25 protein-coding genes and 1 other annotated feature (1 of these 26 running past the window's edge) are annotated in these 22,028 nt (G+C 49.5%); of the genes, 14 read left to right on the top strand and 11 right to left on the bottom strand.

The annotated features are described in order from the left end of the window. Positions 1-154 (top strand) — a binding site (T-box leader) (it extends 116 nt beyond the left edge of the window). A 132-nt stretch (positions 155-286) separates the two neighbouring features. After that, positions 287-1,270: a tryptophan--tRNA ligase gene (gene trpS / locus GC097_RS06760; protein ID WP_171682566.1), complete on the top strand. Its 984-nt coding sequence runs from the start codon at positions 287-289 to the stop codon at positions 1,268-1,270. A gap of 389 nt (positions 1,271-1,659) precedes the next feature. On the opposite strand, the gene GC097_RS06765 is transcribed toward trpS, so the two are convergent. Then, positions 1,660-1,842 carry a DUF5325 family protein gene (locus GC097_RS06765; protein WP_171682567.1) on the bottom strand — a complete coding sequence of 61 codons (183 nt, stop codon included), beginning with the start codon at positions 1,840-1,842 and terminating at the stop codon, positions 1,660-1,662. A 153-nt stretch (positions 1,843-1,995) separates the two neighbouring features. Between GC097_RS06765 and GC097_RS06770 the strand changes: the two genes are divergently transcribed. Continuing rightward, the gene (locus tag GC097_RS06770; protein WP_171682568.1) at positions 1,996-2,223 is read left to right on the top strand and encodes an alpha/beta-type small acid-soluble spore protein; all 228 of its coding nucleotides are present in this window, start codon (positions 1,996-1,998) and stop codon (positions 2,221-2,223) included. A gap of 130 nt (positions 2,224-2,353) precedes the next feature. Here the strand turns inward: GC097_RS06770 and GC097_RS06775 are convergent, their stop codons facing one another. Further along, positions 2,354-3,337: a metal-dependent hydrolase gene (locus GC097_RS06775; protein ID WP_171682569.1), complete on the bottom strand. Its 984-nt coding sequence runs from the start codon at positions 3,335-3,337 to the stop codon at positions 2,354-2,356. Positions 3,338-3,423: 86 nt separating this feature from the next. On the opposite strand from GC097_RS06775, the gene GC097_RS06780 reads away from it, so the two are divergent. Then, positions 3,424-3,708 carry a hypothetical protein gene (locus tag GC097_RS06780; RefSeq protein ID WP_171682570.1) on the top strand — a complete coding sequence of 95 codons (285 nt, stop codon included), beginning with the start codon at positions 3,424-3,426 and terminating at the stop codon, positions 3,706-3,708. 55 nt (positions 3,709-3,763) lie between these two features. On the opposite strand, the gene gerQ is transcribed toward GC097_RS06780, so the two are convergent. The 7 genes from gerQ to urtA form a co-directional block, all read right to left on the bottom strand. Beyond that, complete coding sequence (gene gerQ, locus GC097_RS06785) at positions 3,764-4,204, bottom strand: spore coat protein GerQ (RefSeq protein WP_246294016.1); 441 nt, start codon at positions 4,202-4,204, stop codon at positions 3,764-3,766. A 138-nt stretch (positions 4,205-4,342) separates the two neighbouring features. Next, the gene (locus GC097_RS06790) at positions 4,343-5,035 is read right to left on the bottom strand and encodes a response regulator transcription factor (RefSeq protein ID WP_171682571.1); all 693 of its coding nucleotides are present in this window, start codon (positions 5,033-5,035) and stop codon (positions 4,343-4,345) included. A 228-nt stretch (positions 5,036-5,263) separates the two neighbouring features. Next, the gene (gene urtE, locus GC097_RS06795; protein ID WP_171682572.1) at positions 5,264-5,959 is read right to left on the bottom strand and encodes an urea ABC transporter ATP-binding subunit UrtE; all 696 of its coding nucleotides are present in this window, start codon (positions 5,957-5,959) and stop codon (positions 5,264-5,266) included. Then, positions 5,952-6,743, bottom strand: a complete 792-nt coding sequence (gene urtD, locus GC097_RS06800) for an urea ABC transporter ATP-binding protein UrtD (protein WP_171682573.1) — start codon at positions 6,741-6,743, stop codon at positions 5,952-5,954. The genes urtE and urtD overlap by 8 nt, the downstream gene beginning before the upstream one ends. Positions 6,744-6,788: 45 nt before the next feature. After that, positions 6,789-7,865 carry an urea ABC transporter permease subunit UrtC gene (gene urtC, locus GC097_RS06805; protein WP_171682574.1) on the bottom strand — a complete coding sequence of 359 codons (1,077 nt, stop codon included), beginning with the start codon at positions 7,863-7,865 and terminating at the stop codon, positions 6,789-6,791. Positions 7,866-7,886: 21 nt separating this feature from the next. Continuing rightward, entirely contained in the window at positions 7,887-8,792 is a 906-nt protein-coding gene (gene urtB, locus GC097_RS06810; protein ID WP_171682575.1) for an urea ABC transporter permease subunit UrtB, read from the bottom strand. Positions 8,793-8,879: 87 nt separating this feature from the next. Further along, complete coding sequence (urtA, locus tag GC097_RS06815; protein WP_246294018.1) at positions 8,880-10,157, bottom strand: urea ABC transporter substrate-binding protein; 1,278 nt, start codon at positions 10,155-10,157, stop codon at positions 8,880-8,882. 283 nt (positions 10,158-10,440) lie between these two features. Between urtA and GC097_RS06820 the strand changes: the two genes are divergently transcribed. From GC097_RS06820 to GC097_RS06855, 8 genes are all read left to right on the top strand, one after another. Then, positions 10,441-10,743 carry an urease subunit gamma gene (locus GC097_RS06820; protein WP_171682576.1) on the top strand — a complete coding sequence of 101 codons (303 nt, stop codon included), beginning with the start codon at positions 10,441-10,443 and terminating at the stop codon, positions 10,741-10,743. Between the two features lie 33 nt (positions 10,744-10,776). After that, positions 10,777-11,160 carry an urease subunit beta gene (gene ureB, locus GC097_RS06825; RefSeq protein WP_171682577.1) on the top strand — a complete coding sequence of 128 codons (384 nt, stop codon included), beginning with the start codon at positions 10,777-10,779 and terminating at the stop codon, positions 11,158-11,160. Beyond that, positions 11,141-12,856 (top strand): urease subunit alpha, encoded by a 1,716-nt coding sequence (gene ureC / locus GC097_RS06830; protein WP_171682578.1) that lies wholly within the window; start codon positions 11,141-11,143, stop codon positions 12,854-12,856. The genes ureB and ureC overlap by 20 nt, the downstream gene beginning before the upstream one ends. Positions 12,857-12,859: 3 nt before the next feature. Next, complete coding sequence (locus tag GC097_RS06835; RefSeq protein ID WP_312875624.1) at positions 12,860-13,609, top strand: urease accessory protein UreF; 750 nt, start codon at positions 12,860-12,862, stop codon at positions 13,607-13,609. 51 nt (positions 13,610-13,660) lie between these two features. Then, positions 13,661-14,320, top strand: coding sequence for an urease accessory protein UreG (gene ureG / locus GC097_RS06840; protein ID WP_171682579.1), 660 nt, complete (start codon positions 13,661-13,663; stop codon positions 14,318-14,320). Then, positions 14,313-15,167, top strand: a complete 855-nt coding sequence (locus tag GC097_RS06845) for an urease accessory protein UreD (protein ID WP_171682580.1) — start codon at positions 14,313-14,315, stop codon at positions 15,165-15,167. The genes ureG and GC097_RS06845 overlap by 8 nt, the downstream gene beginning before the upstream one ends. A gap of 1,400 nt (positions 15,168-16,567) precedes the next feature. After that, the gene (gene cyoE / locus GC097_RS06850; protein WP_246294019.1) at positions 16,568-17,545 is read left to right on the top strand and encodes a heme o synthase; all 978 of its coding nucleotides are present in this window, start codon (positions 16,568-16,570) and stop codon (positions 17,543-17,545) included. Positions 17,546-17,566: 21 nt separating this feature from the next. Continuing rightward, the gene (locus GC097_RS06855; protein WP_171682581.1) at positions 17,567-18,199 is read left to right on the top strand and encodes an SCO family protein; all 633 of its coding nucleotides are present in this window, start codon (positions 17,567-17,569) and stop codon (positions 18,197-18,199) included. A gap of 13 nt (positions 18,200-18,212) precedes the next feature. On the opposite strand, the gene GC097_RS06860 is transcribed toward GC097_RS06855, so the two are convergent. Continuing rightward, positions 18,213-18,566 carry a toprim domain-containing protein gene (locus GC097_RS06860; protein WP_171682582.1) on the bottom strand — a complete coding sequence of 118 codons (354 nt, stop codon included), beginning with the start codon at positions 18,564-18,566 and terminating at the stop codon, positions 18,213-18,215. A 168-nt stretch (positions 18,567-18,734) separates the two neighbouring features. Then, a complete protein-coding gene (locus GC097_RS06865; protein WP_171682583.1) occupies positions 18,735-19,901 on the bottom strand; it encodes an MFS transporter in 1,167 nt (388 codons plus the stop codon). A gap of 109 nt (positions 19,902-20,010) precedes the next feature. On the opposite strand from GC097_RS06865, the gene GC097_RS06870 reads away from it, so the two are divergent. Genes GC097_RS06870 through GC097_RS06880 form a run of 3 tightly spaced genes read left to right on the top strand, consistent with a single transcriptional unit; the run spans position 20,011 to position 21,835 of the window. After that, positions 20,011-20,166: a hypothetical protein gene (locus GC097_RS06870; protein WP_167062290.1), complete on the top strand. Its 156-nt coding sequence runs from the start codon at positions 20,011-20,013 to the stop codon at positions 20,164-20,166. Between the two features lie 54 nt (positions 20,167-20,220). Then, positions 20,221-20,655, top strand: coding sequence for a hypothetical protein (locus tag GC097_RS06875; protein ID WP_171682584.1), 435 nt, complete (start codon positions 20,221-20,223; stop codon positions 20,653-20,655). Between the two features lie 31 nt (positions 20,656-20,686). Then, positions 20,687-21,835, top strand: a complete 1,149-nt coding sequence (locus tag GC097_RS06880) for a transglutaminase domain-containing protein (protein WP_171682585.1) — start codon at positions 20,687-20,689, stop codon at positions 21,833-21,835. Positions 21,836-22,028 lie beyond the last annotated feature (193 nt).

Here is a 22,028-nt window from a genome sequence, read left to right on the forward strand (position 1 = left end):
AGGATGAGGGTTGCCGGAACCTAGGCCGGATAAACATCCGCATCTGTCAAGTATGCCAAACGGCTGCTCTCCGTTACAAGAGCCTGAAGGTCTGTGTGGGCAATGCTGCATGCACGGACAAATTAGGGTGGTACCACGGTCTCTCGTCCCTTGCGGGGAGAGGCCTTTTTGTTGTCTTTTTTAGTAGATAAGAAAGTATAAGTTTTATACTTTTGCTTCGCATCTACCTTGACAAACGCGCCCGTTCGCAAGCTAACACACTATACAATTTGGAGGGACTTACACAATGAAAAGAGTATTATCAGGCATGCAGTCGAGCGGCCAGCTGACGATTGGCAATTATATCGGCGCTCTTCGCAACTATGTCAAGCTGCAGCATTTGCACCGCTGCTATTTTATGGTCGTGGATATGCACGCCATTACGGTTCCGCAGGATCCGGCAGCGCTGAAGGAACAAACGGAATCGATCGCTTCACTTTATATTGCCGCAGGACTTGACCCGAATAAAGCGTCCATCTTCCTGCAATCCCATGTTCACGCACACGCGGAGCTCGGCTGGATTATGACGACGCTGACGCACATGGGCGAGCTGGAACGCATGACGCAGTTTAAGGATAAATCGGAAGGCAAGGAATCCGTCGGTGCCGGTCTCTTTACGTATCCGTCTCTGATGGCGGCTGACATTCTTCTGTACAATGCCGATCTGATCCCGGTCGGGGACGACCAGAAGCAGCATTTGGAGCTTACGCGTGACTTGGCTAATCGGTTCAACAACCGTTTTGGCGATATGTTCGTGATGCCGCAGCCTTATATGCCTGAGATTGGTGCGAGAATCATGTCGCTCGACGATGCCTCCAAGAAGATGAGCAAAAGCAGCCCGAATGCGGGCAGTTACATCGCCATGCTGGATGATCCGGCAGTCATCCGTAAGAAGCTTAGCCGTGCTGTTACAGATTCCGGCCGTGAAGTGAAGTATGATCCGCAGAATAAGCCTGAAGTCAGCAACCTGATCTCGATCTACTCGCACTTTGCGGAGATGAGCGTAGCTGAGATCGAGGCCAAATATGACGGGCAGGGCTATGGTCCTTTCAAAAAAGATCTGGCTGAACAGATCGTAGCTGTCCTCGAGCCGATTCAGCAGCGGTACCATGAGATTCGCAAGTCGGGAGAAATTTTCGACATTTTGCGAAAAGGCGCGCAGGAAGCCGCAGAGGTAGCTGACCAAACGCTGCTTGAAGTGAAGAAACGGATGGGCTTCGTAGTTATCTAAAAGAAAGTGACGAGGCGAAGGGAGCTAACGGGAAAATTTCCCTCTAATTTGCTCGAAAGGTACCCCACAGGGAAAATAGCAGGAAAACTTCCCGTTAATTTGACTGGATTTAGTAGGTTCTCACGAAATCGGTGCAAATAGAGGGAGTTTTTCCGGCTAATTGGATCTGACAAGCTTCTGAAGTCAAATTAGAGGGGGGTTTTCCCTTTATTTTGACCATAGAAGCATAGCTGCACAAAAGGCTGACCCATAAGTCATAGAAATGACAGGGACAGCTTTTTTTTGTTTGGTAACTCATTCGAGTGGCTTTCGCTCGACAATATTTGATGAAGAAAGCGAAAGAGCTCGAACAACTGGTGTTCGAGCTCTTTTTTGTGCAGACGGTCAAGTTACGGCCGTGAATTTTTTCTGCGAATCTTTGCCTTCACGGCAAAGCCGTAACCGATAAAGCCTAATGCGATGATCGAACAAACGAGGATCATCCATGGCTGCCGAAGAGCGATAAATAAAGAGATGGTAGCCAGCAGCAGTGTGCCGACAACAGCAAATAGAAGTGCGAGCGGTTTACTCATGAACGTGACCTACTTTCTAGAAGTTTGAACATTGTCTTCTTATTCTAAACTTTTTTGTTCGCTGTGCATATAAATTCATTTCCTCCACATACTATGTTTGCAAGCTTGCAAATACATCAAAGAACATAGCTGACTGAAAGGAGTCTGATCCTTATGGCACAATCTCGTAGCAGCAACACACTGGCAGTTCCACAAGCTACAGCAGCTTTAAATCAAATGAAATATGAGGTAGCTCAAGAACTGGGCATCCAAATTCCTCAAGACGGTTACATGGGTTATATGGCTACTCGCGATGCTGGTTCAATCGGGGGTAACATTACTCGTCGTCTGGTGCAAATCGCTGAGCAAACGTTGGCTGGTCAATCCGGCTTCCGCAGCTAGGAAACGGCCCGCTCGTTAATAGCTTTTCCCGATTGTTGCAATATAAAGCCCAGAGGCCTAAAAAACCTCTGGGCTTTTTTCGTGCAAACAAACATTGGAAAAGACGCGTTATCGAACGCGCCTCTTCTTTTTAATAAAGATCCACCCGAAGCTTCTTCTCCAGTCTGGTATCGTTCACCCAGCCTACGTAGGAGTCGAGCGTTTTGTAATTGTGATCCATGTGGATAACGCCTACGAACGGATATTGCTTGCGGTGGCGATAGCGCACATCCGCCCATCTAACCTCATAGCCCCAGCGATGTTCTTTGACTTCTGCGCAGGTGAAGGAAGAGAAATAGAGCAGAGCCCGAATATCTTCATTTTGTTTGGATGCCTCAACGGCCGGATGATCGTCGCATTTCACGGTATCGAGCCATTTCAGTTTGGCATTTTTAAGCTCGCCCAGTTGGTAAGTGCCGTCAGCTCTTCGTTTCACGACATTCCAGACATAGAGGTTGAATGTTACAATAAGTGTGTATTGATCGCCGTGCTGAAAAGTAGGATCTTTTCGATAAAGGCTTTTTTCTACGATGTAATGGTCAAGTGTACGCCAAATGTAGTAAAGGGCGATGAGACCATACAGCGTTGGAAAAATTAGTTTCGGGCTTGCGACGTGGAAGGACCACATGAAGATGGCCGCGATATGGCTCGAAAAGATAAAGGGATCAAAGATGTGGATGATGTTCCACGATACCCACTTTTCAGAAAAAGGGCGAACAGCTTGTGTACCGTATGTGTTGAAACAATCACTGAAAACGTGAAAACAAACCGCGATCCCCACCCACATGCCTAAATGCATCAGCGAGATTCCGTGAAAGAAAAGAGCCAGTGCTCCGGTGATCAATAGCGTCCAAATGAGTAAGGCCGGCAAAGAGTGGGACCGACCGCGATGATTGCGAATGTACGTGGCGTTGCCTTTGAAGCGAAGCAGCCCGTCCACATCCGGAATCTGTGAACCAATGACGGTTCCGATGAAGACAGCAGTGGTAGCCGCTGAATCCGCGGAGACGCTGGGATCAATCTGCGACAGTCCTGCTAACCCTAAGCCAATAACAAGATGTGTACCTGTGTCCAAGTGGGTTTCTCCTCCTAAGGTCATATTCCGTCTTCTTATTAGTTTACCATTTTGGAGCAAAAAATAAATCAGAGGGAGATCTAAAAATGTCTAAAGTTTTTGTAGAGTATACCATAAAACCCGATTTCCGGGACTCCTTTCTCATCTATATGCAGGAATGGCAGCAGAGGGAAGGGCGTTTGGAGCTGCTCCAAGGAACAGATCAACCGGGGCTGTTTGTAGAAGTCTGGAATGAAATGACCTATGAGGAGTATACCGCTTTGAAGGAAAAACGATTGACGGGAAGCGGGGAGGATCAAGGCACATGGGACGAGTGGATTGAAGGCGGCTTGCGGAAGCTGCATATGTGGCATTTTTCACCGATAGCCTAAACATGATAAAAAAACCGCTGCTCCTGTTCGGATTAGCGGTTTTTGGCGGAACCTATTATCTTCTCTGTGCATATGGATAGGAGTAATTCAGCTCTTCGTCGAACGTAATGTAATCCAGATTGACCATGAGCAGCAAGAAACGCATGCCAGTTGCGGGATCGCTGATGATAATATGATCGCGTCCTGCGGCTTCCAATCTGCCTTTGAAAATTTTGGCGTTCCATTCCGAGTTATTCTCGTATGTCATGTAGAGGGTGGCCATTTTGCCGAGGTTTAAGCGAAGAATATTTTCGATGTATGACTCTTCCATCGGAAGGCCCGGCACGTTTACGCCTGTTTGCAAGCCGGCTCCTGCAGGCGGCAGCATGGAGCCGCTGGGCTGCATGGGAACCATTTTATTCGTGACCGCTGTCGGAACCGGGTAGGCCGGGTATGGAGTTCCCCCGAATGATGGCATTTGCGCTTGGTTGCCAATTTTGTAAGGGTTATTCAACATAACTGTAAATCCTCCTTGGAGCTTTCCTTGTGGAAGCTTTCTTCTTGTGTAGCATACACCTCATCATATTGTGCATCCGCCTATTTGGTGACTAAATTCCGTTCCCTTTTCAAAATAAAAAAAGCTCCGGAGGGGAGCTTAATTCAGTAAAAATTTATAACCGACACCCCAAACCGTTTTAATATATTTGGGCTCTTTCGGATCGGTTTCTATTTTCTTGCGAAGGTTTGCGATATGTACGTCTATAGCTCTATCAGTTACATAGGAATCGAAACCGCGAACCCGGTTCAAAAGCTCTTCTCGACTGAATACACGGCCTTGATTTTGCCATAATAGCTTCATAATCTCGAATTCGGAGAATGTGGTCTCAATCAATTTGTGCTGGACATAAAGACAACGTTTCTCGAGATCCAAGTGGACGATTTGATCGGTGGAGGCATCCGCAGCGGCTGTCGCTACGTGTGCAAATGCAGTTGAACGCCGTAGTAAAGCTTGTACCCTTGCCGCAAGTTCTCTCATGGAAAAGGGTTTACATAAGTAATCATCCGCCCCTGTTTGCAGACCCCTGATGCGGTCGGAAACTTCGCTTTTCGCTGAAACCATGAGAATTGGGATGTTAGATGAGGTCCGGAAGGATGTGCAAAGCTGGATCCCATCAACATCAGGCAGCATGATATCAAGAACGATTACATCCGGATTGAACTCTCGGAATAGGATTTCTCCTTGACGGCCGTTTTCCGCTCGCTTGACTTGATAGCCTTCTTCGTACAAATAAATAGACATCATTTCACCAATACTTAAATCATCTTCAATAATTAAAACCTTAGACATAAACGTTCCCCTCCTTTTCCTTCAAAAGGCTCGGTGCTCGATATGCCGGACGCAACATTCGATCCTATATAGACATGTTATCATTATCCATTTTGTGCCGTCTAGTTCAAAGTAATAAAATTTTATTATCGTCCCAAGAAAAAAAGGAAGCCGGACGGTACTTGCAGCCTAATCGCTTAGGTCAAGTAATCCAGCTTCCTATAGTAGGGTGAGCATTCGCATTAAAAATCATACCGTTAAGTGCTTTCGGACTTGCTCTTCATTCAATTGCTCGGCATGACCTTCGGCGGCGACAGTGCCCCGGTCTATGACATAGTAATAGTCTGCGATGCTTGTTGCGAATTCCAAACTTTGCTCGACCAATAAGACGGCGATTTCCCTGCTTCGTTTAATGGCTTCGATAATGGCTTCGATTTCCATAACGATGGAAGGTTGGATGCCCTCCATAGGCTCATCCAGCAGCAGAAGCTTCGGACCGGGAGCCAGGGCGCGGGCTATGGCTAACTGCTGCTGCTGACCGCCGCTGAGATCCCCGCCTTTACGGTGAAGCATTTGGCGCAGCACGGGGAAGGTGTCGAAGAGAGAGTCGGGTAGCTTCTTTCTCCCGTCTGTCGCTGCTTCCAGGCCTAGCATCAGGTTCTCCTCAACGGTCAGCTGAGGGAAGATTTCACGGCCTTGCGGCACGTAGCCGATGCCGGCTTTCGCCCGCCGATCCGGAGGGAATGACGTGATATCTCGTTCGTTATATTGAATTGAACCGGATTTAGGCTTAATGAGCCCCATGATGCTCTTCATCAGCGTTGATTTTCCGACTCCGTTTCGTCCCATAAGACAAACGATCTGTCCCGGTTTTACGAGCAAATTCACATGGCGAACGACCATGCTTTCTCCATAGCCTGCCTCGATGTTCTGAAGATTAAGCACCGCGCTCCACTCTCCTTCCCAGATAAACTTCGGCGACCTTCTCGTCGTTCTGAATGTCCTGCATCGTGCCTTCGCGAAGGACGGTGCCTTCATGTAGCACCGTGACCGTTTTGGCAAATTGACGAACGAACGCCATATCGTGTTCGACCACGATGATCGTTTGGTTGGCCGCGATTTGATGTAGAAGCTCGCCGGTCTTCTCCGTTTCGCTATCGGTCATTCCCGCAGCCGGCTCGTCAAGGAGCAGGAGATCAGGCTCCTGCATGAGCAGCATACCAATTTCAAGCCACTGCTTCTCCCCGTGAGAAAGGGAGCCGGCTCGTTCTTTGGCTTTGTGCTGCAGTCCGATCATGGCCAGCCTTTGGTGCAAGCGATCCCGCTGCTCGCTTGTCGTCTTGGCCCATAGGGCGCTAAGCAGGCCGCGCTTTTGTTTCATCGACAAAGCCAGATTTTCAAATACGGTTAAGGTTGAAAAGACAGATGGCGCCTGGAACTTCCGTCCAATGCCAAGCTGTGCGATTTGATGCTCCTGATGCTTGGCAAGATCAATAGAATCCTTGAAGTAGACATGGCCCAGCGAAGGCTTTACCTTCCCGCAAATGACATCCAGAAGCGTTGTTTTACCGGCTCCGTTTGGGCCAATGAGAAACCGAAGTTCTCCGTATGCCAAGGAAAAGTCCAGATTGCGCAAAGCTTTGAATCCGTCGAAGCTTACCTCAAGTCCTTTTACGCTCAGTATAGTTGCTCCGGGTACAGGTTGTTGCTCTGCTAATTGTCCGAGCATGGGATGTTCCTCCTTCTTTGTTCATCAACAAATTGTTCTGAATGGCTATCTGGCTTCTTGCGAGGAAGAAATCGGCTTAGGCAGCAGGGGCTTCTTCCAATTAGCCGTGTAATGGGCAATCGTGCCGACAATGCCTTTGGGCAGCAGAAGCACGACAATGATGAACATGGCGCCGAGCATGATGGGCCACCAGGCCGGATAGGCTTCACTGAATGTGGTTTTGGCTGCGTTGGTTACCAATGCCCCGAGAACAGCGCCTCCGATCGTGGAGCGCCCGCCGATGGCGACCCAAAGCACCATTTCAATCGAGGGGACAATCCCCATCTGCGCAGGGGAGATGATCCCTTCTTGCAGGATGAAGAGCACGCCGGCCAGTCCGGCCAATCCTGCGGATACGCAGTATATGAATACTTTGTACGTTACGGGATTGTATCCGATGAAGCGTACGCGATTCTCTCCGTCGCGAATGGCGGTGAGAATGTTGCCCATGCGGCTGCTAACGAGCAGGGTGCAGAGAAGCAGGACGACGAAAACCACGGCTAAGGTGAGATAGAAAAAGAACAGCTTCGTTGACTGTGCTTGCAAGTTTAGGCCTAAAAAAGAATCAAAGTTGGTGAGCCCGTTGGTTCCTCCCGTGTATCCTTGCTGGCCGACAAACAGCGTAACCGTAATAATGACAAGCGCTTGTGACAAGATGGAGAAGAAGGCCCCCTTAATTCGGTTGCGGAACGTAAAATAGCCTAGAATGAAGGCGACAATCATAGGTATGATGAGGGCTAACAGAAAGGCTGCTCCTGCCCAGTGAAAAGGAATCCAGAACCAGGGCAAGCTTTCTACGCCGCTCCAGGACATGAAATCAGGCAGCTGACCGGGACTCGCGGCGAGCTTCAGATGCATGGCCATACAGTAGGCGCCAAGTCCGAAATAAACGCCGTGGCCGAGACTCAAAATGCCGGTGTAGCCCCAAATGAGGTCAATGCCCATGGCAATAATGGCATAAGCGAGAAACTTACCGAGAAGCGACAGGCGGAAATCGGACAAATACAGCGGCGCTAATGCCATCGCGACCAAAAAAACGGTATAAACCAGCAGTTTCATCTTGGATTTTCCGGCTAAGAGCATGGAAGAGGCCACTTCCTTTCTTCAGTCTAGGGATCTTGAACGGATCGTCACAAGTCCCATCGGTTTCCATTGCAGGAAGGCGATGATGAGTGTGAAGACGAGTACTTTCCCAAGCGTAGCGCTTGTCGTATATTCAAGGGCTGTATTGAAAACGCCGATCCCCAAGGCTCCGGCAACGGTGCCGATCAGCTTCCCGATTCCGCCAAGCACAACAACCATGAAGGCGTCCACGATATAGTAAGTGCCTATCGTCGGTCCGATAGGTCCAACGAGCGTTAAGGCGCATCCGGCAATGCCGGCCATAGCGGAGCCGAAGGCGAAGGATTGCGCATCGACTCTGCGTGTCGAAATACCGAGGCAGGCAGCCATTTGGCGATTCTGCATGACGGCTCTCATCCGCCTGCCGCCGGCAGAGTGGTATAAGTACATATAGATGACGAAGATGCATAGGGCGACCAGGGCGATCATGAAGAGCCGCTTGTATGGAAGGATAAGATCAGCCGTGAGATGAAGTCCGCCTTCCAGCCAATCGGGAGCTTTCACCGCGACATTGGGTGCGCCGAAGATGGATCTGGCAACCTGCTGTAAAGCTAAGCTGACGCCCCAAGTTGCTAGCAGGCTGTCTAACGGTCTGCCGTACATGAACCGGATAAGGCACACTTCCAGCAGCCAACCGATGAGAAAGGCGACGGCAAAGGCGACGGCGAGAGAAACGATAAAATACCAGCCGAAAGCCGAGGCAGGCAGAAATTTCTGGAACCAGTGCTGGACCAGATAGGCCATGTAAGCTCCGATCATAATAAATTCGCCGTGGGCCATGTTCATGACATTCATAAGGCCGAATGTAATGGCGAGCCCGATGGCGATCAGGAGCAGGATGGAGCTTAGGCTCAGGCCGTTGAATAATTGAAGCAGCAGCAGACTCATGGCATTGCTTCCCCCCTAATGAACCCCGAGTGAAATAAGGAAACCCAGGACTGCCGCAAGGCGGTCCTGGCTTCAAGAACGAGATCTTTATTTCTTGGTTACTTCGGCTCCCCACGGGTACGTTTTGAGGAAAGGATCGGGCTTCAGCGCTTGACCGGAATTCCATACTTCTTTAATTTGCCCGTCAGCGCCAATTTGGCCGATACGCGCTGTTTTGGAAATATGCTGGTTCTCTCCGTCAATCGTGACTTTGCCTTCCGGTGAATTCCACTCGATGCCTTTGGCGGCGGCTTTTACTTTCTCTACATCGAAGGAGCCTGCTTTTTTGACGGCCTCAGCCCAGAGGTACACAGCTGTATAACCGGCTTCGATCGGATCATCGGTCACGCGGTCTTTGCCATATTTCGCTTTGTAGGCGGCGACGAATTTCTTATTCTCCGGCGTATCCGTTGTTTGATAGTAATTCCAAGCTGTATAGTGTCCATCTAGAACTGAGGCTCCGATCCCGCGAACCTCTTCCTCGGCGATACTGACAGACATGGTTGTTAAGTCTTTGGCACTGATGCCTGCGTCTTTCAATTGCTTGAAGAAGGCTACGTTGCTGTCGCCGTTCAGCGTGTTGAAAACAACATCCGGCTTCTCTTTTTTGATTTTGCTAATAATCGTATTGTAATCGGTGTGTCCGAGCGGAGTGTACTCTTCTGCGACAAGCGTACCGCCTTCGGCTTTCAGCTGCTCTTTAATAATTTTGTTGGCTGTTCTCGGGAAGACGTAGTCAGAGCCAAGGAGGTAGAATTTCTTGCCTTTGTTTTGGAGGAGCCAAGTTACTGCGGGGATAATTTGCTGGTTCGTTGTTGCGCCTATGTAGAAAATGCTAGGAGAGGATTCAATACCTTCATATTGAACCGGATACCACAGCAGTCCTTTGTTTTGCTCGACGACCGGAAGAACCGCTTTGCGGCTGGCAGATGTCCAGCAACCGAAGATTGTGACAACACTGTCCTTCTGCAGCAACTTCTTAGTTTTCTCTGCAAAAGTAGGCCAATCGGATGCGCCGTCTTCAATGACGGGCTTAAGTTTCTTGCCTAAGAGTCCCCCAGCTGCATTGATTTCATCAATCGCCATCAGCTCCGCATCTCTTACCGATACTTCACTGATGGACATCGTGCCCGTCAGAGAGTGAAGAATACCAACAGGTACAGTCTCATCCTTCGACTCCGCTTTTACTTCTGCCGCCTTAGTTGCCATAGGTGTAGTTGTTGCAGTGGATGCAGTAGGCTCCGACTTTGCACAGCCAGCTATGACCAATATCAAGGCCATGCTTAAAGCGGCTGTGAGTTTCCCTTTGTTTCTTAGCTCTCTCATTTTCCTTCCCACTCCCTTACTTAACAAGATTTGGATTACACCGCCTATGATAAAGTGGGCAAAAGGATTATGTCAATGTATATGACATGAATCGGTTTTAATTTGTTATCCATGCACAGAGAAATGCTGAATCTTTGTTTGAAATGTGCAAATCAGAAATTTTCCAGCGATTTTTTTCGTGATTGATGTCACTATATATGACATATAAGATTTACAATCATAAAATACCCGAATATAATGAGTGTAAAGGATTAACATTATTCGGTTTTGAAGAGGTGATCATGTGCATTTAACTGAGCGTGAGAAAGAAAAGCTCCTCATTACAGTAGCCGCAGACTTGGCGCGGCGAAGGCTGAACAGAGGCGTAAAGCTGAATTATCCCGAGAGCATCGCATTGATCACATCTGAGATTATGGAAGGCGCAAGAGACGGCATGACGGTAGCTCAGTTGATGGCCTTCGGTACGACTATTTTGAGAGCAGAGCAGGTCATGGAAGGCGTTCCTCAAATGATTCATGAGGTTCAGGTAGAAGCTACGTTCCCGGATGGCACCAAACTGGTGACCGTTCACGAACCCATTACCTAATGAAGGACACGATGAATCGAAAGGGGCGAGAAGATGGTTCCGGGAGAATACCGAATAAGCAAGGGCAGCATCGAAATGAATACAGGAAGACAAACCGTGGAGATCATTGTCACGAATACAGGCGATCGTCCGGTTCAGGTGGGATCGCATTTTCACTTTTTTGAAGTGAACCGGGCGTTGGCATTTCCGAGAGAGCTTGCCTTCGGTATGCGTTTGGATATTCCCGCAGGAACGGCGGTCCGATTCGAACCCGGCGAGCAAAAGCCGGTTCAATTGGTCGAGTTGGGCGGGGCCAAACGATCTTATGGGCTCAACAACTTGACCAGGGGCCCCGCACTTAAAGACCGGATGCCGGATGAGACGCGAGAAAGATGGCAGGCATGGGAGGGAAAAGCGGATGAGTCAAATAGACCGTAAGAACTACGCTCTCATGTTCGGACCTACGACAGGCGATGCCATTCGATTGGCCGATACTGAGCTCTGGGCGCAGATTGAGCATGATTACACAGTCTACGGAGACGAATGCAAATTCGGCGGAGGCAAAGTGATACGGGATGGGATGGGACAATCCAGCGGCGCCACCCGGGATCAAGGCGTGCTGGACACACTGATCACGAATGCTGTCATTATTGATCATTGGGGCATCGTGAAAGGCGATATCGGGATTAAGGATGGACATATCGTCGGCATCGGCAAAGCAGGCAATCCGGATATTATGGATGGCGTGCATCCGAATCTGATTGTCGGAGCAAGCACGGAGGTCATCGCCGGCGAGGGGAAAATCGTGACGGCCGGGGGAATCGATGCCCACATCCATTACATCTGCCCGCAGCAAATCGAAACAGCGTTGTCCTCCGGAGTGACGACGATGATAGGCGGCGGTACAGGACCGGCGACAGGCACGAATGCAACAACGTGTACGCCCGGTGCTTGGCACATGCAGCGCATGCTGGAAGCTGCGGAAGCTTTTCCGATGAATTTGGGATTCACGGGGAAGGGCAATTCCTCATTCTTGGCACCGTTAGTTGAACAAATCGAAGCCGGCGCCATCGGCTTGAAGTTGCATGAAGATTGGGGAACAACACCGGCAGCGATCGACACGTGTCTGGAAGCGGCCGATCAATATGATGTTCAGGTTGCCATTCATACTGACACATTAAATGAAGCGGGATTTCTGGAGGATACGCTGGCGGCCATTAAAGGTCGTACCATTCACACGTATCATACAGAGGGAGCGGGCGGAGGGCATGCGCCGGATATTATTCGCGCAGCTGCCGAAGAGAATGTCCTGCCGTCTTCGACCAACCCGACGCGGCCGTACACGATCAATACCATTGAGGAGCATTTGGATATGCTCATGGTCTGCCATCATTTGGACAGCCGGATTCCGGAAGATGTAGCTTTCGCTGATTCGCGGATACGGCCAGAAACGATTGCCGTGGAGGATATTCTGCATGATCTCGGCGTGTTCAGCATGCTGAGCTCGGACTCCCAAGCCATGGGCCGGGTTGGCGAGGTGATCATTCGCACTTGGCAAACGGCGGATAAAATGAAGAAACAACGGGGGCCGCTGGCACCGGATACTGCAGAGGGCGACAATTTCCGCATCAAGCGGTACATTGCTAAGTATACGATTAACCCTGCGATTACGCATGGTGTATCGCATCTGGTTGGTTCTATCGAGCCGGGGAAGTTCGCCGATTTGGTCGTTTGGAGCCCGATGTTTTTCGGGGTTAAACCGGATTTGGTGCTCAAGGGCGGCAGCATTGCCTATGCGCAAATGGGCGATCCGAATGCCTCCATTCCAACGCCGCAGCCGGTATTCGGCCGGCCGATGTTTGCGGCTTTCGGCAAGGCATTGACACAAAGCTCGATTACGTTCGTTTCCCAAGCAGCTTTGGACAAGGGCATAGCGGAGAAGCTGGGGTTGCAAAAGCGGATTGAACCTGTGAAAGGCTGCCGCGCTGTTTCGAAAAAAGACATGATTCATAACAATGGCACACCGACTATAGAAGTAAATCCGGAAACCTATGAAGTCAAAGTGGACGGGGAAGCCATTACGTGCGAGCCGGCGACGGAGCTGCCGATGGCGCAATTATATTTCTTATTTTAAAACATGCAGGTGATGAACATGGATGGAATGGAAGCAGGAACAACTGCACACCAAGCGGAAAAATCCTCGGGGTTTCACTGGCTTGCTTACCAGCAGCTGCTGGATTCGGCTTTGCCGATCGGGGGCTTCTCTCATTCCTTTGGCTTGGAAACACTCGTTCAGCAAGGACGGCTGGAAACTGTCGACGAGCTCGAAGCTTATATCGGCACCATGCTCCTCCACAGCTGGGCATCGGCAGATGCGATGGTGATTAAAGCGGCCTACTTGCATATACCCGAAGGGGAATGGGATCGGCTTTGGGCCCTCGACCACATGCTGCATGTGCAGCGGGTATCCAGTGAAGCGAGAAGCGGCGTTCAAAAGATGGGGCGCAGGCTGCTTCAACTATCGCGCGCCATGTACCCGGGGCTGAATTGGAAGCCCTTAGATGAAGCAATCAAGGCCGATCGGTGCAGCGCCAATCATCCCCTTGTTCACGGATGGGTGAGCTATCACCTTGGCGTGCCGCTGGATCGGGCCGTGGAGGGATATTTGTACAGCTGCGTGATGACTTGCATCAATAGTGCGCTCCGACTTATGTCCATGGGGCAGACTCAGGGCCAAATGCTGCTTTCCAAGGTGATTCCGCTGATCGAAAGCCAGTGGCCGCGCGTGGCACAGTTAGATCCCATGGAAGCTTACACGAATTCGCCTGCGGCAGAGCTGGCGATGATGCAGCACGAAACGCTGTATTCGCGATTATTCATGTCTTAATTCATACCGGGCCTGTCAAAGCGCCGCAAATTTATTCTAGGAGGAATGGCTATGTGTCAAGGACAAGGTCATCATCATCATCACTGGGAGAAGCCATCTGTCGATAGGACCCGCCCCATGCGCATTGGCATCGGGGGACCTGTAGGTTCCGGCAAAACAGCCTTGGTAGAACGTCTGGCCCGCAAGCTCAACAACCGCTACAGCATCGCGGTGATTACGAATGATATTTATACGAAGGAAGACGCCCGTATTCTTATTAGTTCCGAGGCGCTGCCAGAGGAACGTATTATCGGGGTGGAAACAGGCGGATGCCCGCATACGGCAATCCGTGAGGATGCTTCGATGAATTTTGAAGCGATTGAAGAGTTGGAGCAGCGTTTTGAGCATCTCGATATTATTTTCATCGAGAGCGGCGGCGATAACTTGGCTGCGGCATTCAGTCCGGAATTAGTGGATCGCTTCATCTATATTATTGATGTTGCGCAAGGGGAGAAAATCCCCCGCAAAGGCGGTCCCGGCATCATGCGGTCGGATATGCTCATCATTAACAAAATCGATTTAGCCCCGTACGTAGGCGCCAGCCTGGAAGTCATGGATTCGGATACGAAGAAGATGCGCGGCGACCGTCCGTATATTTTCTCCAACTTGATGGGCGGCACTGGGCTGGACGATATCGTCACATGGGTGGAGCAGGAGTACGCCCATGCCTAGCGTGAGCGGGGAGATCACGGCAGCATTTGCCGTGCGCAGCGGCATTACGCAGCTCGTCCGCAAATATCACGCCTCCCCGCTCAAAATCGCCAAGACGTTCCGCTATGAGAACGGAACGTTAACGGGTGACCAGCCCGTGGAACAGTTGGGCGTTTATATGATGGACTGCTCCCCAGGACTGATGTCCGGGGACCATTACGAAATCAACGTGCGCCTGGAGGAGGGCGCACGTGTTTTTCTTACGAACCAATCGTTCACGAAGGTTCACCCTTCTTTAGCGCAGCAGAGCAGCTCGCAGCGCCAATCGCTGCATGTAGAAACAGGTGCGCTGCTGGAATACATCCCCGAGCCACTGATGCTGTACAAGGATGCCCGTTTCTTCTCGGAAACGGAGCTGCATCTTGCACCAGGGGCCGCGTGCATGATTTCGGACATTCTATGTCCGGGACGAACGCAGCGCGGGGAGGTTTTTCAGTACTCGCTTTATACGAATCGTATGAAGGTATGGTATGGCACGGAGCTGATCTATTATCAGAACCAGAGGGTTGAACCCCAGACGATGCAGCTTACGGCGCCGGGGAGTTGGGAGCAGGAAACACACTTGGGTAATCTGTATGTTTTTTCAGATCGTTTGAAACAGCAGCATCTGGGTGACCTGTTGGCCCGTCTGGAGAAGCTTAATGGCATGGAAGATGTGCGTATTGGAGCCAGCCTGACTTATAAGCACGGGATGATCGTCACGGTGATGGGGAGGCATGCGTGGAAATTGCAGCATGTTCTTGCCCAAGCTTGGCATGAATTGCGCCGCAGCTTGTTAGCCTTAACCCCGTTAATGATTAATAAATAGCTGTTGGGGGAGTCCTCCATGTTAGGGAGTCAAAAGCTTTGGGAGGCTGCTTGCTCAGCCGGTCGAATTGGTGTTAGCGCAGTCTTTGTCTTCGCCAACGGACAGAGTGGCCCTTATTCGATGGATAAGGACTCTTCGAACATGTAACGGACATCAACGCTGTTACTTGCTCACTTGGGGACTGATTATGTCCCGAAATCGGCAAATAAAGTCTCTGGTGTCCTTTAGCAGAGAGACGCGACGCTTTTCACGAATATAACGGCCGCTGTGTCCGAAGCGTGATGCGACTCAGGATTCCTTCACCTCGTATTTCCACGAGCAAAAAACTCCCCCGCACTTGAAACCGCCCACCCGTACGAAATATGACAAATTCAAGAAACACGATTTCAAGCCCCATATCCAACTCCCTCCTCATGCTCGAACGTATGGGTTTAGCCAAAGAGGCTGTTTCCAGTCATTTCTATGACTTGTGGGACAGCCTTTTGTGCAGTTATGCTACTGTGGTCATAATAAAGGAAAAATTCCCCTCTAATTTGACTCCAGAAGCTTGTCAGATTCATTTAGCCGGAAAAACTCCAACTATTTGCACCAATTTCATGAGAATTTACTGAATCCGGTCAAATTAACGGGAGTTTTTCCTTCTATATTCTCTGCGAGGTCATCTTTCGAGCAATTTAGAGGGAGATTCTCCAGTTAGTGTACCACGCCTCGTTTTTCCAGCTGAGACGTCGTTTTTCAGCGTTAAAGTAGGCGGAGAGGTGGTACGCTGAAGTTAACGCTGTAAAACAAGCTAAAAGTTGGGGAACAGCCCCTTGTTCCCCCGATGTGTCAGCTGAGACGTCGTTTTTCAGCGTTAAAGTAGGCGGAGATGGCAGAACGTTGAAGTTAACGCTGTAAAACAAGCTAAATGGTGGGGAACAGCCCCTGGTTCCCTCGATGTGTCAGTTGAGACGTCGTTTTTAAGCGTTAAAGTAGGCGGAGAGGTGGAACGCTGAAGTTAACGCTGTTAAACAAGCTAAAAGATGGGGAACAGCCCCTTGTTCCCCCGATGTGTCAGCTGAGACGTCGTTTTTCTGCGTTAAAGTAGGCGGAAAGGGCCGAACGTTGAAGTTTTGGGACCGCCTCTTCGTCATTCGCATTTTGCGAGCGGCAGCGGAACGCAGTTCCCTATTTGGTGCTAATACGATGCCATTCAGTGTTCAGCTTTTCTTTCTCATTGGGAATGGTTAATATTTTGTTGGGAGAGAATGGCAAGTTTCTTTTCCACGCATACTGGAAGGAGAATCGACAATATCATGACAACTGCCCTCACTTCATTGTCAAACGGTGTAGGGGTTGGTATGATAAATGTGTTCATCAATCAATTAGCTCGGAAGCTCGATATAGAGGAGGGCAATAACTTGGAAAATCAAGCAAGCTATGAAAGCATTTCTGCCGGTTCACCACAAGGTTCTTTGGGGAACGAAGCCATAGATGCAGCCAATAAGACATCATCTGCAGAACCTGTGACGTTAAAAGATTTTTACCGCTTGGTGAAACCGGGCATTATTTATTCCAATTTAATGACCGCATTTGCCGGTTATTGGGTGGCCGCGCACTGGGACGTAAGCTGGATGCATCTGATTATGACGATGCTCGGAACAGCGCTTGTAATGGCTGGCGGTACGGTGCTGAACAATTATTTGGACCGTGAGATGGATGCCAAAATGGAGCGCACGCAGAACAGAGCGCTGCCAAGCGGAAGACTGGGACCTAATGTTGTTTTATGGTACGGCATTATTTTGGGAACGATCGGGTTGGCTGTTCTTTACTTTGGAGCGCATTCCCCATTGGCAACTTTGATCGGATTAATCGGATTGTTCTTATATGTATGGCTGTATACGGCATGGTTCAAAAGAACCTCTGTATGGAGTACGTTCGTAGGCGCATTTTCCGGCGCGACGCCGCCGGTTATCGGGTACTGTGCGGTTACTGGCACGGTTGATTTAGGCGCCATTCTGGTGTTCCTTTTCTTGTTCTTGTGGCAGCCGCCGCATTTCTGGGCGCTGGGCATTCGCCGTATGGAAGAATATCGCGCCGCTGGATTCCCGCTTTTACCGGTTGTGAAAGGATCTTACGTAACGAAGATTTCCATGGTTCGCTATGTGGTTCTGCTTGTGCCGGTGACCGTTATGCTAACGGCTTACGGATATGTGGGTTATCTCTTTTTGGCTGGCTCCACGATTCTCGGATTGATCTGGGTGTTCATGAGTGTGAAGGGCTTCAAGGCAACAGGTGAGGCTGAAGTGCAGTGGGCTAAGCGTATGTTTCTTTTCTCTATTATGTATTTAACACTTTTATCGATCCTCATGGTTATTGATACTGTGAAGATTAGCTAGAATTGGGGACGGATGACAACGATGAGTACTTTTTTTGAGAAAAATTGGTTCAAGCTGGCGCTGGGCGCTATCTTGATTGCTATGATTGCTTCTTTTGCCTATAAGCTTTGGGCGAACAGCAGCGAGCCGGACCAACGATTAACGGCCATGAAGCAGTCGCCATCTTTTCAACTGCAGGACCTGGATGGGAAAACAGTCGCTTCCGCTGATACGGACGGCAAAGTAAGGCTTGTTTATTTCTTCTATTCCTTCTGTCCCGACGTTTGTATGCCGACAACCTTTTTACTGACACAAGTACAGGACGAGCTGAAGAAAAAAGAGTTATTCGGCACGAAATCCGAAATCATTTCTATAACGGTAGATCCCAACCGGGACACGCCCGCTGTGCTTAAAGAATTCGGAGCCAAGTTCGAATCTAAGCCTGATCCAACCGGATGGATGTTCCTCCGCGGCGAAGAAGCGAAGGTCCATAAGCTTGCAGAGGATTTCGGGATTATGGTGATTAAGGAGAAGGACGGAAACTTCTCTCACTCCAATGCTATTTTACTGGTTGATAAAAAAGGGAAATTGCGGAATTATTACGATGCGAGCAATCCGGAGTTGGATGCCGACCATATTGTCAAAGATGTGGCTACCTTGTCCAAAGAGAAATAATTAATCGCATTAACTATTCAAAAGCAGGATCTGGCGACGGGTATATAATATACTCCTCCAGGCCTGCTTTTTCTAATTGCTGAATGAGATAATCTTCGGGCGTTCCTTCGACGCCGGCATACCCTTTGCGCGTATAAATTTGCTCGGAGTCCGGAAACGTATCCCGCAGGAGGAAGCGGATTTTTTTGCCGGAAGCGTCATTATCCGTAAACAAATAAACTTGTTTGTCTCCGGCTTTCTTTCTTAATTCATCCAAGGTCTGCGAGCTGGGAGTTCCAAAGGTGCAAAGAATCTGGACGCTCTCATCAACCACGCGCTTCAAGCGGCTTTTGTCGTTTTTGCCTTCTACAATGATAGTGATCGACATGGGATATCCTCCATCAGGTTTTTTTTGTAGTATAACCCGTTTTTGCATGCGATCCAAGGATTCCATTCGACGATTGAGCAAATAATACGCTGCCATTTCCCGGGAAATGACAGGGATTGACAGCACAAAGACGGCTTGATCTTCTCAAGCCGCGGGGCATATGCAGCGTTATGTCGTAACAGGCGTTTTAAACGTACGCAGAGGCAATAGGGAAAGGGCCAGCATAAGGACGAAAAATGCAATGAAATAAGAAGAAATATGGTCGCGAAGCTGACCGGCCAGCATTGGACCGATAAAAGCGCCAACGGAATAAGAGATCGAAAGCAAGGAAAAGACACGCCCATATCGGTTGCTGCTGGTGATACTGGCAAGCAAGGCAGCGAGAGCCGGATAAATAACGCCTTTGGCCATGCCAATAAGGAAGAGTGAGACCGTCAGCGGGATCGGCCACTGGATCGCTAATCCGAAAAATACAGCCGCTAGCGATAAACTTCCGCAAACCGTACGGATAAATGGCGCAACTTTGTTCAGGAACCAGAAGGAAATACTTAGCAAGGCGCCTAAGCTGATTAGCGTAAAAAAGACGCCGGATGTAAGGATCGATTCTCGTGCAGACTCCATCAGCGGCAGCTCAAAAAACAAAATACCTTGCGAGCAGGAGAGCGCCATTGGAATAAGAAAAAATAGCCAAGGAATCGACAGCCCGGCCGGCAGGTCGGAGTGATCGTTTACCATGCCGTGGCCGTGATGGTCCAGGGTTGGAAGTTTGCCGGCGGATTGGCCCAGCAGCTGTTTTTCTTTGACGCCGAATATGGCTAAGACGCCGGTTGCAATAAGGATCCAGCCAAGGACGGAGAAGGATGTTGTAAAACCGATCTTGGCAACAAGAACAGCTCCTGCCGCTGGGGAAACAACCGATGCCAACGTGTGGACTAGACCGTTCCCTGCCATCAGCTTGCTCTGTTGGATGCTGTCTTTGGCGATGCGGGCGAGCAACGACAGGCAGGCCGGGGATAAGAAGGCGAGCACGAAGCCGCTAATGGAACGAATGTAAAGCAGGTGCCACGGATCTTTGACGTTGGATTGAAAAAGTAAGATGATCCCTGCTACAATCAGGCTAAAGACGATGAAATATTTACTGCCGTATTTGTCCACGCCATAGCCAGCCATAAGATTGCCCGGTAAATGCGTGATCGAGTATACGCCCATAATTAGCCCAATAAAGGAAGGTGCCGCTCCTAAGGATAAGGCGAAAGGAGAAAGAATCGGGTACTGCGCGTGCAAATCAAAAAAAGCAACAAACATAAATAAGTACAGCCAAAGGGCTGTGCGCATGTGCTCACCACCTCGTTAGATAGTCTTGTCTCTTTCTTAAGATGTACGCCGCTCGTCCGATGGATATGACCTTTCGGCGCAAATGACACAATTCTAACGGGAGGAAGTTATGGATGCTTATGTGATTGTTTTACTCGCATGTGTTGCTGTTTTTCTAGTATTCCGCCTGCGGCAGTCCTTTCGCAAAACGCGGGGCAGAGTCGATCAAACAGAAGAGATTCAGCGGAAATTAGCGCAGCTAAGGAAAAAAAGAGATGAAGACTAAGGATTCCCTGTAGTATGATAGGTAGGGACTTTTGGATAAATAGGAGGGGTTCATTTGGATCAGTGGATTACATTTGCACAGGATCGTTGGTATTTACTTGTAGCTGCTATTATTGTTTTATTTATCGTTATAGGGATTGTGAAAACTGTCGTGAAGTGGATTGTTGTCATTGCCGTTGTCGGCGCCCTCATCGTTTACGGATCAAGTTATACGGATAAAATAAAGGATATTGGGGCAAGCGTCGTAGCCCAGGTTGGCGATGAGGTCAAAGATAAAGCGATCAGCACGTTGACTGCCGAAGCGAAAGAAGCGCAATTCAAAGCAAATCCTGACGGTTCCTTTCTCGTTACGACGAAGAGCCTGAAAGTGGAAGGCAAAGCGGGATCGGATGAAGTGCAAGTTACCTTTCTTGGCAAAACATTCAAGATGAATGCGAATGCAGCGCTGAATGCTTTTATCGATCAGGCGAAGAAAAACGCAGGGCAATAGAAAAGGTTAATACGAAGGAGGGTGAGCGGTCATGACGGATATTACATGGCTCAAAGCCAGTTCAATCAATTTCATATCCATTGTGATTGTGCTCACTTTTGCAGGTTCCGTCTTACAAGGTATTTTCCGGGGCGGGTCCGGGTCTGCCAAACATCTGCTCTCCATGCTCGTGGAGGCGGCCGTCGTCATCGTGTCCATGTTTGTTGCGTGGAAAGGTGTTGGGCTCGTTTCGCCATGGATTCAAACCTGGTTGAAAGATCAAAATCTGCAAGTACCGTCCGTAGAGATTAGCGCGCTTAAACAAGCGTATTATACAGCTATAACAAGCATACGTGATTTCCCGCTGCTGCGTTTCGGCGTTTTGTTCCTGCTCGGCTATCTGATTGTGAAACAGTTCCTGAATTTGTTGATTGATCCGTTGATCGGTCGATGGCTGGCCCATCGCGATCCTTATCGGGAGCGCAGCAGTTCGATTCTCTCCTCGATTTCCGGCGGTGCCATAGGGTCTGTCGCAGGTTTTGCAAGAGCTCTTATTCTCATCGCCGTGCTGTTTATTTACGTGACTTTATTCCCGCATTCCATGATCGCGCCGTACATTGAATCTTCACAGATGTATCAAAAAGGGGCGAAGGAAGTGATTTCTCCCTTCACGGGCGATTTCATCGCCGACAAGGCGCCGGTGTTTACCCGCGCGGTGGAGCAGGAATTCACAAACATTTTACAACGGAAATATGAAGTTCTGGATGCGAAGGTTCCCGGCAATATCGTAGATGCAGCCAAAGAAGTAACGGCCGGGGGATCGACGGACGAGGAGAAGGCGAAGCTGCTTTACAACTGGGTCGGCAGCAGGGTCCATTACGATTGGGATAAGGTGAAGCTGTATGAAGAACAGCGCATTTGGAAGGAACAGACGCCGGAAGATACGTTCAATACCAAAGAAGGCGTATGCATCGACTACTCAAGACTGTATGCCCAAATGGCGAGAGCCGTAGGCCTGGATGTGAAGGTTGTAACGGGCCTTGGTTATGACGGGCAGGGCAGCTACGGACCTCACGCTTGGAATGAGGTGTACCTGAAGGAGTCCAATCGCTGGGTGCCGCTCGATTCCACTTGGGTGGCCAGTGGGGGAAACTGGTTCAATCCGCCAAATTTTGACCAGACGCATATTAAAGATGCTTAATTATACGGCAAGCTTATACAAGCAAGGAGGCCTTCTCTCGGAGATCTGAGGGGGGCTTTTTTTATTTGCTTAAGCATGTGAACCATTTTTGAGGAGATCTTTCGTGGTTTTTCTCATCTATAAGTAAATGTGGTAAACTAATAAGGTATTATTTTGAGAGGATGAAGGAGTCCGTATGTCTAAACCCATTCAT

Origin of the sequence: Paenibacillus planticolens, assembly GCF_013141725.1 — a bacterium.
Classification (GTDB): domain Bacteria; phylum Bacillota; class Bacilli; order Paenibacillales; family NBRC-103111; genus Paenibacillus_E; species Paenibacillus_E planticolens.